The organism is Carboxylicivirga fragile, from assembly GCF_050589805.1.
Taxonomy (GTDB): Bacteria; Bacteroidota; Bacteroidia; order Bacteroidales; family Marinilabiliaceae; genus Carboxylicivirga; species Carboxylicivirga fragile.
This window is the reverse complement of sequence record NZ_JBNGOY010000015.1, coordinates 37,038-51,560: the sequence shown is the minus strand read 5'-3', so window position 1 is coordinate 51,560 and position 14,523 is coordinate 37,038. Positions and strand designations below refer to the sequence as shown.

The window sequence follows — 14,523 nt, the reverse complement described above, 5'->3', positions numbered from 1 at the left end:
TTTGTTTTTCATTTGCCACATGGAACTCGCCTCCATAGTCATTCTCCATTGTGAGAAAATTTACTTATGGCTCGTTTCATATGATTTCAATTCTGAGATTAAAGCATGAGCAGTTGAATCAAGTTGACATGGAACCAAGGAAGCATATCCCTGACTAAGCACATATTCATCTGTATCAGTCGCATCAGGTTCGAGGTTTTTGAAACTACCCGTTAACCAATAATAATCCCTACCCCTTGGATCTTTTCGTTCAATAAACTCTTCAACCCATCTTCCATTGGCCTGACGAACTGTTTTTAAACCTTTAACCTCATTACCATCCGGTACATTAACGTTTAAATAAGCGCCTTGAGGTAATTTTTGAGCTAACATATTCTTTATAACATCTCGGGCAATCTCAGCCGCTTTAGTAAAATCAGCCTCGTAACTATAATTAAGTAAGGAAAAACCAACTGACGGAATATCGCTTAATGCACCTTCGCGAGCTGCCCCCATAGTACCAGAATAATGTAAACTAATACTTGAGTTGGCCCCATGATTAATTCCTGAAACCACCAAGTCCGGTTTCCTATCCAGTAATTGATTAATAGCTAGTTTGACACAATCAACTGGTGTTCCATTTATTTTGTACAGCTTCAAACCTTTTTTATCCTTCACCAACTTAGCGTACAAGGGATGTTTTACAGTAATCGCATGTGCCATACCCGAGTACGACTCATTGGGTGCTGCTATCACCACATCGCCAAATTCCTTTAGAACCTTAACCAAAGCAACTAACCCTCCGGCTTTAATGCCATCATCATTTGTAACCAGGATAAGTGGTTTCCTATTTGTTTCCGTCATCCAAATATTCTTTAGAAAATCAAAGATATGTATTACGGTCTAAAGCAACAAAGCAATGTAAACATTCTCTCATGCGATTATCTTGCTAGTAGCATCATTTACTTAATGACAAACTTCACCGACATTAGGCTTAAAAATCGTTTTTATTATTAGCAATGAGCCATCAAAATCATTACTTTTGTCCGCTCCCGATAGCTATCGGGATAAGATAATCGTATTGCTATGAATACGATCTACAAATAACCATTAATGATTAATAAAAATGAATATTTCATACAACTGGCTTAAGAACTACCTTAACATTGACATGGAAACTGAAAAAGTTTCTGAAATATTAACCGACATTGGTCTTGAAGTTGGTGGAATTGAAGAAATACAATCCATTAAGGGTGGTTTAGAAGGTTTGGTTATTGGTGAGGTGTTAACATGCGAAAAACATCCCAATGCTGATAAGTTAAGTAAAACAACAGTTTGTATTGGAGCCGACGAGGCGTTGCCAATTGTATGTGGAGCACCTAACGTTGCCGCAGGACAAAAGGTAGTTGTTGCCACAGTTGGAACGGTATTATATAGTGGTGATGAAAGTTTCACCATCAAGAAATCAAAAATCAGAGGTGAACTTTCCATGGGAATGATTTGTGCCGAAGATGAAATAGGCGTAGGAAGTAGCCACGATGGTATCATGGTTCTACCTGAAGATATAAAGCCTGGCACCATGGCCAAAGACTATTTTAAGGTTGAAAACGATACCCTTATCGAAATTGACTTAACACCAAACCGTGTTGATAGTGCATCGCATTATGGAGTAGCACGTGATTTGGCAGCTTATTTAAAACAACATCAGTCTGGTGTCGAGCTTAAATTACCTGAGGTTGATTCTTTTACTGTTGACAATACAAATTTCCCTGTTGAAGTAAGTGTAGAAAATAATGAAGCATGTCCACGTTACTGCGGTGTTACTATTTCAGACGTAAAAGTACAAGAGTCACCAGAGTGGTTGCAAAACAAACTTAAAGCAATTGGACTTAGTCCGATCAACAATATTGTAGATGTTACCAACTTTGTATTGCACGAACTTGGGCAACCACTTCATGCTTTTGATGGCGCCAAGCTGAAAGGTAATAAAGTTGTAGTTAAAACATTGGCCGATGGTACCGAGTTCGAAACTTTGGACGAAGTGAAGCGTGAGCTATCGAGCAACGATCTTATGATTTGCAATGCCGAAGAAGGTATGTGTATTGCTGGTGTATTTGGCGGATCAGATAGCGGCGTGAGTGAGTCAACTACAAAAGTATTCCTTGAAAGTGCGTATTTCAATCCAGTATGGGTTCGTAAAACAGCCAAACGTCATACGCTTAGTACCGATGCAAGCTTCCGTTTCGAAAGAGGCATTGATCCTAACATTACGGTGTATGCTTTAAAACGCGCTGCCCTATTAATTAAGGAAGTTGCTGGCGGAACCATATCTAGCGAAATCATTGATATCTACCCTAATCCGGTTGAGCCATTCAAAGTAGAAGTAACTTACCGAAACATTGAACGTCTGATTGGGAAAAACATAGGAGAAGATAAAATCAAAAGCATTTTAACAGCTTTAGATATTGAAATTACGGAAGAAAGCGAAACAGGATTAAAACTGTTAGTTCCTCCATACAGAGTTGATGTATTGCGCGAAGCAGACATTATTGAGGAAATATTGCGTATCTATGGTTACAATAACATTGAGATGCCGGATGCTGTTCGCAGTACGATAGTTTATTCTCAGAAGCCAGATGACCACAAAGTAAAAACGCGTATTTCAAATCAGTTAATGTCAATTGGTTTTAACGAAATCATGTGTAACTCATTAACTAAAGCCGATTATTACGAAACGCTTGAGTCACATCCCCGCAATCAGGTTGTGGAATTAGCGAATCCTTTAAGCAACGACTTGAATGGCATGCGTCAAACCTTATTGTTTGGTGGTTTGGAATCAATTCAGCACAACCATAATCGAAAAAACAGCGATCTTAAGTTTTTTGAATTCGGTAATTGCTACACATACAAACCTGGGTCAGAAAAAACAGACTTAAATAATTACAACGAATCGCAACGCCTTTCATTATTCTTAAGCGGAAATAAGGCAGCAACTAGCTGGAATACGCCTGAAGTTGCCATTAGCTTCTTCGACTTAAAAAATCAGATTGAAAACATCCTAATTCGTTTAGGTCTTTCGTTTAATGATTTCAAAGAAGAAGAGACTAAATCAGATTTATTCTCGGAAGGATTAATATTACTATCAGGCGAAAAAGCAGTTGTTGAATTTGGTTTGGTTAATGCTAAATTATTGAAGACATTCGCCATTGACAAAGCTGTTTTCTTTGCTGAAATTAACTGGGACTTATTGCTTAAAAAGAGTGCTAAGAAAGGGATTACTTATACAGAAATTTCAAAATTCCCTGAAGTAAAACGTGATTTAGCTTTATTGCTTAATAAGGACATTAAGTTTGCTCAGGTAAAACAGATTGCGCTTAAAACAGAGAAGAAGTTACTTAAGAAGGTGTCTCTATTCGATGTTTACGAAGGAAAAAAGATTAGTTCTTCTAAAAAATCTTATGCGGTTAGCTTCATTCTTCAGGATGAAACCAAAACACTTAATGACAAGATCATTGATAAGATTATGAAAAAACTGATGGCCACCTACGAGCGTGATTTAGGTGCGGAAATAAGAAAATAATCTTAGGTATATATTTATCATCAAAGGGCAGAGCTGTAGTTCTGCCTTTTTTTGTCACAAAAAAAAAAAGAGAAGCATCGTTTGATACTTCTCTTTTTTCATCTAACCCTAACTCAAAATCCAAATCTATGAAATAAACTTATTTACTACTAAAACAGTATTTTATAAGTATTGTTCAATTTAGGACAAAAAAAAGAGGAATGTTCGACATTTCGAACATTCCTTCTTCAACCTAACCTTAACCCTAACTTATGAAGAAAGCTTCATAAATCTTTATACTGAAGTGAATTAATAAAGTTTGTTTAATCCGTTTGATTTAAACTTTTTTAACTCAGCAAAGTAATTCTAACCAACTTACTTCTTTAAACGTGCAAGCATATACTTTTGTTTACACATTTTAACATTTTCTACAAATATGACACTTTTTTTTTAAAATGGAAATTTTTTGAAAAAATCTTCCGAATTAATAACATTAGCATAACTCTTCAAAGTCGCCAAAGTTGATAAATGTACCTCTTGGGCTTCTATCGTCATATCGTTAAAAACAAGATCCCTTGTTGCACATGCATCTTCAACTAATGCAAGCTTATAACCTAAATCATAAGCGCCTCTTACAGCCCCCTCAACACACATATGCGTTTGCATACCAAGCACAACCAGGTTTTCGATACCATTTGCTTTTAGTACCTCATTTAAATTGGTGCCATTAAATGCATTTACCTCTGTCTTCTCAATAACTAACTCATCCCCTATTGGTTTTACTAATTCATAAATACCGGCTCCCGCCTTTGCTTTGTGTTTCACATGAACGACCAGCAAACCTTCCTTTCTGAAATGTTTTAAAATGGCTTGAGCCTTTTCAGCAGCCGGAATAGGTTCACTTAATTCGGCAGCTCCATCTGGAAAATAAAAATCTTGAATGTCTATTAATATTAAAGCTGTGTTTGAGCTTTCCTTTTGCGCTTGTACACTAAATCCTGCAATACAAAGAAATAGTACCAGTAATATTTTATTAATCATATCCAGAGTTTGTAGAATTTCATTAATTGAAACTTTAAGGTAACAAAAAAGGGTGACTACCGCCACCCTTTTCAATTATATTTTACGATCCTTACTTAAAGACCCAATTTCTTTTTAAGTGCTTTTGGTAAAGCATCTTTATGAATCATGATAGACATTGTTTTATATTTTACAAATGCCTCAGATGCATAAAAATAACCGTCATACTTGTTACCTGTATTCCAAGAGTTCTTCACTTTGAAATAAGTATTACCTTCTTGATCCTTTGAAATACCAGTTATTTGCATGCCATGGTCATCCGTTGTCTGGTAGTTATCGAATGCCTCTTGACGAAGCTCTGGTGTAATAACCTTTTCCTTTACTGGTCCATCAAAGCTGTAAAGTTTTTTGTTACGCTCAGCAGGTGTCATAGCTTCCCATTTTGATTGCTCAGAATCAGCCATTTCTTTAGCATCACTTTCGGGAACAATTGCAACTCCATTGCGATAAGAGAAACCTTTTTCGCTAACATCAGCAGCCCATCCAATGGTATATCCGTTCTTCAATGAGTTCTCAAAAATAGCCATTAAATCATCAAGAGCTACATTATAAACCTCTCCCCATAACCAGTTATCTGGTACTTCGATCACAAATTGCGAATACATTGGATGATGCGTATAAGACGACACCTGAATGTAATTATCAGGATTTAATCCAGTCTCTTCTTCTAAATAAGTTTGAGGTGTAAATGTTTTTCCATCTACTTCAAAAGACTCAGGCAACTCTCCTAAATAAGCATCTAAAATACCATCAAAACCATTCTTCCATGCAGGAGACAGTTTCTTATTTTTATTCTTTATAACACCATCTACATAGCTTTTAAGAACCTCATCCATTTCTCCATGAACATGATTCTCTTCACCATAATTCAAACCTGAATAAACTGATTCTGGAACCATACCATAGTTCTTCATTACATATACAGCATCCTGAAATGCTCCACCTGGTCCAAAATTTAAAGATCCATGTAAACGCACATATTTAACAGCTTTATCAGCATAACAGTGACGAACAACGAACATTTCAGATAAATCTGCTGGATTCTTTCCCAAACGTATCATTTCTGACTCGAAGAAACCTAATGCTGAAAAGCTCCAACAAGTACCCGAGCGGTGCTGATCTTTTACACATGTAGCCTCTAAATCGTAAACCGTTTCAAACTGATAACCTTCAGTTTTATCTTGAGCAATACTTGCCATAGCAAGAAATGCCACAAAAAATGTAAATAATATCTTCATAACGTATTGTTTTTTACAAATAAATAAAAGACTTGACAGACCACACATGACATAGTTCATATAATGAAACTAGCACATGCAGCTTACTGTTAAAAAAGATTAAAACACTATCAGAATTTGAGCTCTTCTACCTTTAATACCACCAACAGAAGTCTGTCTAAAAACTTTTTCAAACTGCTTGAAACTTTCATATTCAATTATCTTCCGTATACTTTATACAGTTTATTGGAAACTGGCATATAGTCTTTATTCAAATGATTCCAACTCGATTTGGTCTTGAACATAGCTAATATACCTCGAACTTTTAAAGTCAAACCATTGCTGTCGGTATTCTCCTGAATTGTCAATTTCCCATTTAAAATTTCTAAATGGTTTAGGCTTATTGAGTCCTTTTATTAATCTTTCTTTAAGTTTCAAGTCATCAATCATGTCCGTAAAGTCAACCATTAAATTAAACGACTCATGAGAACTCATTCCATGAAATTCAATGTAGGCGTCTTGATTTTCTTCAATTTCATTTATATCCTCTTCCCACGCTTCTTCCTCTGCGAGTTCCCAACTGTCTGAGTTTATGATTGTCTTTAATTCTCCGGTTTTTACATTAAAATAGCAAATCATCCCACATTCTAGATTTTCAGCTATTTCTTTAATGTTCTTTTGTGAGGGTCTCATTGATACGTATTTTTTTTGTGCCAACTAAACAATAGAAGCCACTCTTTACATTACTTAGCTAAATTCTCAAGCACTAAGCGGGCACGATCAACAGTTACATGAGCTGGTTCAGTATTAATTCCTGATAAACTAAAGCGAGATAACACATCATTCAATTCACCTTTCTGATCAGGATTAAAACCTTTGCTCAATAGACGAATCTTTTCATAGTCCTGAATACCTTCAATCAAACGTTCAAAGCGAATGGAACTTTTGGCACCCGGATAAATCAGATAATCTGCACCAGCCGGTTTACTATCTGTTCGCGAATCAATATAAGGTTCTTCTTCCCATACATTGAAACTCTCGTAATACAAGCCGTCTAAACCGTGCAATGCAGCATACCATGCTAACCAACTAGCCTCAGCAGGCTCAGAGAAAGTAAATAAATTAGGTCGCTCATTTTCACAAGTAATCACCAAACTGGTTTTCTTATTTACCGAACGTCTTTCTTTAATAATATCATCAACTAATATGTATTGAGGCGACATGGCAATATGGTTGACATAATCCAATGCTTCGGGATGGTATTTATAGGCTGCAAGATTTAGACTAAAGTTGGCTTCCGTTTCAGTATTAGCTGCTACAATCAAATTCAAATGCTCATTGCGCGTATCTTCAATAACCAAGCTCGTTTTATCGAACCACGCTTTTTGCTTTAAGTATCCAGCAAAATCTTTCATAAAGGCGTGCAGCCAACCATCTGTTAACTTCGAGGTATCGAGGTTAATGGACTCTATGGCAGTAGTTAACTCCGAGTAGTAATTTAAAACACCACTCTTGGGATAAAGTGAAAAAACATTAATATAAGCATCAATCCCTATTTCATTCATGTATTCAATCCACTGCTCGAAATTACTATAATTAAACTGCCATTTCCCATTCTTTAACTGCTTGCAACTCACAAGTGCCTTTTGCCCATTCCTAGTATCTTTTGATAAGGTTTCAAACAAATCGCACGACACACCTTTTTGTCCAGCCAGAGCAAGCAAAGCGTAATATGGTCTCATCTGCTCGAAGTGTTCTTCGCTCCATGCCTCAACTCTATGCCAATCTGCAATCGCCAATGGATCTTGCTTAAGGTTCAAATGAAAATTCCAATCAGACGGCTCAGGTAAGGTATGTTCCAATACCTCCATTGTAAACCTTAATTCTTGTGGCGAATTTTTATGTGAATAAATAAACAGTGATGTACGATATATACCCGGTGTAACATCTCTGGGTACATCAATATTTAACCACATTGGGCGAACAGTATTAGCCGCTAATTGCATACCAGGCAGTTCTTCAAGAAGGTCGCCCCTCAAACTAACATTACCTGCACTCTTATCTCTACTCCCACAGCCTTCACCGTAATTATCAGACAACACATACCTGATAAAACGAGTCTGTAAATTCTCAGCAGCTATGGTATCACCATGCTCCGAAACAATCGCAGACCACTCGCACTCCACCTGTTTAATATCACTTACAGACCACAGCACAATTTGGGATGATACACGCTCACCACGCCAAGCCGTAAAATGCTTTTCTTTGGTAACCACCTCCATTGGCACGCGATTACTTTTGTAACGCATGTTAGTTGAGGCTATGGAAGCATGCAAACCTCTACCCGTCTTTGCCCATAGTGGGTCAACAAAAGTATCTGGATTATTTGCTTCGGCATATGTCTCACAATCAACATCAGGGCGTTGATTAATACAAGCAAATTGGATAGCTAAAAACAAAAATAGAATAGTGCGAATGAACCAATTCATTGCAAGAAAATTTAAATATTATAAACTCTATTGAAATAACAAATATAGCATTTTGAGCATTCTACAAGCCCAAAAACTATTGTGAAAGTAATTCTTTAATTTCAGATCGTTTTATTTTTCCAGTAGCTGATATAGGAAATGATTTTAAGAAAATGATTTCTTTAGGCTTTTCATATTTCTTTAAATCATCAAAAATAGACTCATCAAATTCATAATGATCTCCCTCAATTACCAATACCACTCTTTGACCCCATTTAATATCAGGCAATCCAACAACAGCAATCCGTTCTTTTATAAAAGCGCTTAAAGTATTTTCAATCTGCTCTGACACAACCTTTACCCCACCCGTATTTATTACATTATCAATCCGACCCAATAAATGAAACTGTCCATCATCACTAATATCCACCAAGTCATTCGTCACTAATGGCTTCTCTAGCAAATCAGGCGCATCAATTAACAAACATCGATCCTCATTGATACTAATATCAACTCCCGGCAATGGATTAAATCCATTATTTCCCTCATCACTAATCGTTCTCAAAGCGATATGTGAAACTGTTTCTGTCATGCCGTATGTTTCCCAGCATTTAGTTTGCAGTGTAGCTAGGTTTGATTTCAATTCTTGTCCCACCGCAGCGCCTCCAATGATTAACTGAGTTATTAAATCAAACTTAGCTTTTGTTTCCAAATAAACTTCTTGAGCTTGCGCAGGAACCATGGCCACAAAATCAATGGACTCGTTCAGGTTTCTCAATGGATTTGATGACAAGCCATAATATAGAAGATTTAGTCGGCCCAACATAGAACGAAGCACCATCATCTTTCCTGCAATATATTTTGGCGATAAACACAAAAGCGCTTTATCACCGTGCTGCAAATTAAAGAAATGCAAAGTTTTTTGGGCAGACACAAGCATTGCTTTTTTGCTAACCTTAATTTGCTTAGGACGACCGGTACTACCAGATGTCTGCAAAACGATATAATCTGAACCATCTAACCAACATAGCAGAAAATCAGCTAAATCACTGAGACATTCATCACCACTACTTCTAAAAGCTGTACATAAATCAGTAATAGCAGGCGTGCCATTAAAAACATTACCCTTGTAGATAAAACTATTAACTTCAGTATGGTGAGGTACGGATTTCATATCGAACTCAACTTATTACAATTTGAAAGGATCGACCCATGACTTTTCAGCGTGATGAAACAAAGCATCGCCCTTAAGATATAGCGGTGATTGAACATTATTTGTGTAAACCTGACCAGTTCCAAGTCCCTGAGGCATCCTGTTTTTTAAAGTATAGGTCCATTGCGCTATGGCATTTAAGCCAACATTACCTTCCAATGCCGATGTTACCCACCAAGCAATATTATATTGCTGTGCAATAGCGATCCATTCCTCTGAGGCCTTCCACCCACCTAATAAACTTGGCTTTAATATTATATACTGCGGTTCGATGAGCGCTAGCAACTCTTTCTTTTTAGCAAATTGATTAACAGCAATTAATTCCTCATCCAATGCAATTGCCAGTGGTGTATTACGACATAATAGGCGCATTGCTTCCCATTGGCCTGCTTGAATGGGTTGTTCTATCGAATGTATATCAAATTGCGCAAGCTCTTTCAATTTATTACCAGCATCTTCAATCGCAAAAGCACCATTCGCATCAACTCGCAGCTCCAAAGCTTCTTTTGAGAAACGTTTTCTTATATTTTTGAGCACTTCAATTTCAGATTCAAAATCCAGTGCGCCTATTTTTAACTTAAGACACGAGAATCCTTGATCTAATTTTTGCTCAATTTGTTGATTCATATCATCAACGCTTCCCATCCATATTAGGCCATTTATTGCAATTGAGTCAGATCCGGATGTAAAAAGTGACGGGTATAATAGATAAGGATTACCAGTTTCCAATCCCTTAAAAGCCATCTCCAAAGCAAACCTTATAGCAGGCCAATCTACTAGTCGCGCATGAAAATCTTCCCGAAAGTCATTGATATGATCACAAACCAATTGCAATTGCAACTCTATTTGATCCATATTGTCAGGACTCAATCCAGGAATAAGAGAACATTCACCGATACCTATATTGCCTTTTTTATCTTCCAACTTAATATACCAACTAGGCTTCTCGTACAATACACCTCGAGAGGTACCACCCGGCTTTCGAAATTTCAATATATGTTTAGAAAAACTAGCTTTTAACATTTACAGATGTATTAATAATCCAAGCCCAAAAACCATTACAAAAACTAAAGTTGATAAGGCCAAACGCTTCAATTGAGGATCAAAGTCTTCTGATTTTTTCGCTCTATGAATGGACTTGAGATGAATCATAAATAACGGCATGGTAACAACAAACAGATAAGCGCCATAGCCCACGTCATTAAAGATCAGAAAAATAAACAAGGCCACAAAAGCCAAAACAATTAAAGTGTAGTGATATTTCTTTGCTGAGGCCAAACCAAACTTCACCACTAAGGTATGTTTACCAGCTGCTTTGTCACTGTCCAGGTCCCTCATATTATTTACATTAAGCACGCCTGCACTTAAGGCACCAACCGATAAGGCTGGAAGCATTACCATCCAATCCCAGACCAAAGCATGTAAAAAGAAAGTACCGCCTACACCAACGACACCAAAAAATAATAGCACATACAAATCCCCCAATCCACGATAGCCATAGGGGTTATTGCCCATGGTATATTTAATAGCGGCTCCAATGGCGGCTATTCCCAGTAGGAAGAATAATAAAAAGGTGATACTCAAAACATCTCCCAGAGCAATATAAACAAGACCTATTCCTGATAATAAAGAACAAGCAACAAAAACGCCAATGGCTAGTTTCATACTCGACAAACTTATCTGTCCACTCTGTACCATTCGCGCCGGCCCTTTACGTCCATCATGATCAGCGCCATTTACAGTATCCCCATAGTCGTTCGCTAGGTTGGATAGAACTTGTAAAAACAAAGTGGTTAACAAGGCTAATATAAATACAGGCCAACTAAAAACATCATAAAAACAGGCCACAAAACTCCCCATAATAATTGACGAAAACGCTAAAGGCAGCGTTCTTAGTCTGAAAGCTGTTAACCAAACTTTAATGCGAGACATAAAACTTCATTTTGAGCAAAAGTAATTAATTGTACAATTATTTAAATAAAAATCACCTAAATGCTTGCCATAGCTTTTTAACATTTTTACTACTGCACGCCATATCCTAGGCATATTATTCAATAAGGCGAAGCAATCATCTGCTAAATATTTTAATATATTTGCGACTCAAACCAACTATGTATGCCGCAGATATTAAAAAACGTCAATCTTAAACCATATAACACATTTGGCCTTGAAGTACATGCTAAGGAGTTGGCAGTGTGCTCCTCTTTAGAACAACTACTTGAATGCATTCATGATTTAAATAGCAATCCTCAAAAACACATGGTGATTGGTGGTGGCAGCAACCTTTTGTTTTCATCTGATTATAATGGCCGACTGATCCACCCGCTTATTGAAGGGATTGAAATTCTTGATCAGAATACAGAGGAGGTATGGATTGAAGTTGGTGCTGGTTTTGAATGGGATGATTTGGTACAATACTGTGTTGAAAATAATTGGTACGGTATAGAAAATCTATCCTACATCCCTGGGAAAGTAGGTGCATCTCCGGTGCAAAACATCGGTGCATATGGCGTTGAAGTGCAAGACTGTATTGAATCTGTAAAAGGAATACACTTAGAAACCGGAAAACCATTCTCTTACACAAAAGAAGAATGTCAATTTGCATATAGACAAAGTATTTTTAAGTCTGCATTAAAAAATAAGGTGGTTATTGTTTCGGTTGTTTACAAACTTTCGAAAAAAGAAGTTTTCAACCTTAGTTATGGACCTGTTAAAGAAGAAATCAACCGTATAGGCAAGCCCACATTGCAGTTAGTTCGAAACACAATTACAGCCATTCGGAAAAGCAAACTACCTGAACCGGAAGTTTTGGGCAATGCGGGGTCATTCTTTAAAAATCCAGTTGTAGAGCAAGTTGTATTTGAATCAATAGCTAGTAGATATGACAAAGTGCCTTCTTATTTATTGGATAATAACAAGGTAAAAATACCCGCAGCCTGGCTCATTGAAAAAGCTGGATGGAAAGGAAAATCTCTTGGACAGGCAGCCGTTCACGACAATCAAGCCTTGGTTATTATTAACAAAGGAAAGGCGCAAGCTCAAGAAATTATTGAGCTTTCAAAACACATCATCATGGATGTTGAAGAAAAATTCGCAATTACTCTGGAACCAGAAGTCAATATTATTTAAACGTAACTTTTTATGTACTACATTTATAATTAGCACCTTTATAAAGTTTCATTATAAGGAAACTTTTCATTAACTTTGTACAGTAATGAAATCTTAATATGAAGCAGAAATTTGAAATTATATTTTTAGATGAAGCTATTAAGTTTGTGAATAACCTTGATAAGAAATCAAGGAACAAAGTACTTTATAATATTGATAAAGCTAAATACGTAAACGACCCAAAATTACTTAAAAAACTTGAAGGTGAGATTTGGTATTTCAGAACTAAGTTTATGACACTGCAATATCGACTATTTGCGTTCTGGGATAAATCTGATAATATTGACACATTAGTAATAGCAACACACGGCGTTGTTAAAAAATCCAACAAAGTCGCAAAAGCGGAAATTGATAAAGCAGAAAGAACTAGACAAGAATACTATACAAACAAAACTCGTTAATCATGAATAAGATAAGAAACATGAAGATGATGACTTTAGACGAACTTAAAGATAAACATATTGGAAAAGTTGGTACTATCGAACGCGACGATTATGAGTTTGAGCTTAAAGTTGAGATACTTGGTGAAATGATCAAATCTGTTAGAAAAGAACGCCAATTAACCCAAGAACAGTTAGGGGAACTTGTTGGCGTTAATAAGTCTCAGATTTCCAAACTTGAACGAAATACGAAAAATGTAACAATAGAAACAGTTTTGAAGGTTTTTAGAGCACTAAAAACAAATATCAAATTCACTATTGAAAAATTAGACGAAAATTATGGACTCGTATAGCAAATTTGAGCCATCTACAATTCAAAAACAGTATTATGCCTTTGAAACAACGAACCCAACGAAAAAACTCAAATAAGTTACTGGTATTACTTTTAATAACATTAATCCTTCTATGTGTTGGTATCTTCATGGGGCGAAAGTATTACGCTTACATTTTTTCGCCCAACATAAGCATCAGTGAGAGTCAAAATGGTTTCCTACACATCCCCACAGGAACAGATTACAAAGGCTTAATTAAGCTGCTCGAACAAGGTGATTTTCTGATAAAAACGGATGGCTTTGAATGGGTAGCAAAACAAAAGAAATACGGCTCTAATATTAAAGCTGGAAAATACAGGTTACGTAACAACATGTCTAACAACGATCTGGTAAACCTATTGCGCTCAGGTAATCAGACAGCCGTAAAACTTACTTTTAATAACATTCGAACCAAAGAAGAGCTCGCAGGTGTCATAAGTAAATACATCGAAGCTGACAGCACCAGTCTGCTATATTGCTTCCAGGACGAAACCATACTGATGGATTACGGATTTAACAATCCTACTTGCCTTGGGCTTTTTATACCCAATACTTACGAATTTTGGTGGAATACATCTGCCGAAGGTTTTGTTAAACGAATGCATCAGGAATATGAAAAGTTCTGGACCAAAGAAAGAAAAGAACTTGCTCAGAAAGCCAAGCTGACACCTCAAGAAGTTAGCGCCTTAGCTGCAATAGTTGATGAGGAAACCATAAAGGCAGACGAAAAGCCAATGGTAGCAGGCTTATACATTAATCGTTTAAACAAAAAAGTAAGACTTCAGGCCGACCCCACTGTTAAATATGCGCTGGGTGATTTTAGCATCCAACGTGTCTTAAAAAAAGATCTTGAAATAGATTCGCCCTACAACACCTATAAATACGGAGGTTTACCCCCCGGCCCAATACGTATTCCGTCCATCAATGGATTAGAAGCCGTATTAAACCACAGTAAGCATAAATACATGTATATGTGTGCCAAGGAAGATTTTTCGGGTTACCATAATTTTGCACTTACACTTAAGCAACATAACCAAAATGCTGCTAAATTCCATAAGGCCTTGCAGAAACGACGCATATACAGATAG

13 protein-coding genes are annotated in these 14,523 nt (G+C 36.7%); 5 read left to right on the top strand and 8 right to left on the bottom strand.

What is annotated here, in order from left to right; genetic code table 11:
* Positions 1 to 60 precede the first annotated feature (60 nt).
* Positions 61 to 843, bottom strand: coding sequence for a 5'/3'-nucleotidase SurE (gene surE / locus ACRD7B_RS08560; RefSeq protein WP_430824099.1), 783 nt, complete (start codon positions 841 to 843; stop codon positions 61 to 63).
* Positions 844 to 1,105: 262 nt separating this feature from the next.
* Here surE and pheT point away from each other — a divergent pair, with 262 nt between their 5' ends.
* Complete coding sequence (gene pheT, locus ACRD7B_RS08555; RefSeq protein WP_430824098.1) at positions 1,106 to 3,559, top strand: phenylalanine--tRNA ligase subunit beta; 2,454 nt, start codon at positions 1,106 to 1,108, stop codon at positions 3,557 to 3,559.
* Between the two features lie 429 nt (positions 3,560 to 3,988).
* On the opposite strand, the gene ACRD7B_RS08550 is transcribed toward pheT, so the two are convergent.
* The 7 genes from ACRD7B_RS08550 to ACRD7B_RS08520 all read right to left on the bottom strand — a co-directional run bounded on the left by ACRD7B_RS08550 (position 3,989) and on the right by ACRD7B_RS08520 (position 11,448).
* On the bottom strand, positions 3,989 to 4,579 hold the full coding sequence (locus tag ACRD7B_RS08550) for a cysteine hydrolase family protein (protein WP_430824097.1): 591 nt from the start codon (positions 4,577 to 4,579) through the stop codon (positions 3,989 to 3,991).
* Between the two features lie 95 nt (positions 4,580 to 4,674).
* A complete protein-coding gene (locus ACRD7B_RS08545; protein WP_430824095.1) occupies positions 4,675 to 5,856 on the bottom strand; it encodes a C1 family peptidase in 1,182 nt (393 codons plus the stop codon).
* Positions 5,857 to 6,102: 246 nt separating this feature from the next.
* A complete protein-coding gene (locus ACRD7B_RS08540) occupies positions 6,103 to 6,528 on the bottom strand; it encodes a UPF0158 family protein (RefSeq protein WP_430824094.1) in 426 nt (141 codons plus the stop codon).
* Positions 6,529 to 6,578: 50 nt separating this feature from the next.
* Positions 6,579 to 8,324 carry a DUF4091 domain-containing protein gene (locus tag ACRD7B_RS08535; RefSeq protein WP_430824093.1) on the bottom strand — a complete coding sequence of 582 codons (1,746 nt, stop codon included), beginning with the start codon at positions 8,322 to 8,324 and terminating at the stop codon, positions 6,579 to 6,581.
* Between the two features lie 76 nt (positions 8,325 to 8,400).
* The gene (locus ACRD7B_RS08530; protein ID WP_430824092.1) at positions 8,401 to 9,477 is read right to left on the bottom strand and encodes an AMP-binding protein; all 1,077 of its coding nucleotides are present in this window, start codon (positions 9,475 to 9,477) and stop codon (positions 8,401 to 8,403) included.
* Positions 9,478 to 9,492: 15 nt separating this feature from the next.
* Complete coding sequence (locus tag ACRD7B_RS08525; protein ID WP_430824091.1) at positions 9,493 to 10,539, bottom strand: o-succinylbenzoate synthase; 1,047 nt, start codon at positions 10,537 to 10,539, stop codon at positions 9,493 to 9,495.
* The gene (locus tag ACRD7B_RS08520) at positions 10,540 to 11,448 is read right to left on the bottom strand and encodes a 1,4-dihydroxy-2-naphthoate polyprenyltransferase (RefSeq protein WP_430824090.1); all 909 of its coding nucleotides are present in this window, start codon (positions 11,446 to 11,448) and stop codon (positions 10,540 to 10,542) included.
* Between the two features lie 183 nt (positions 11,449 to 11,631).
* Between ACRD7B_RS08520 and murB the strand changes: the two genes are divergently transcribed.
* The 4 genes from murB to mltG all read left to right on the top strand — a co-directional run bounded on the left by murB (position 11,632) and on the right by mltG (position 14,523).
* Positions 11,632 to 12,645: a UDP-N-acetylmuramate dehydrogenase gene (gene murB / locus ACRD7B_RS08515; RefSeq protein ID WP_430824089.1), complete on the top strand. Its 1,014-nt coding sequence runs from the start codon at positions 11,632 to 11,634 to the stop codon at positions 12,643 to 12,645.
* A gap of 98 nt (positions 12,646 to 12,743) precedes the next feature.
* The gene (locus ACRD7B_RS08510; RefSeq protein ID WP_430824088.1) at positions 12,744 to 13,085 is read left to right on the top strand and encodes a type II toxin-antitoxin system RelE/ParE family toxin; all 342 of its coding nucleotides are present in this window, start codon (positions 12,744 to 12,746) and stop codon (positions 13,083 to 13,085) included.
* Positions 13,086 to 13,087: 2 nt separating this feature from the next.
* Positions 13,088 to 13,417 (top strand): helix-turn-helix domain-containing protein, encoded by a 330-nt coding sequence (locus ACRD7B_RS08505; protein ID WP_430824087.1) that lies wholly within the window; start codon positions 13,088 to 13,090, stop codon positions 13,415 to 13,417.
* A gap of 35 nt (positions 13,418 to 13,452) precedes the next feature.
* Positions 13,453 to 14,523, top strand: coding sequence for an endolytic transglycosylase MltG (gene mltG / locus ACRD7B_RS08500; protein WP_430824086.1), 1,071 nt, complete (start codon positions 13,453 to 13,455; stop codon positions 14,521 to 14,523).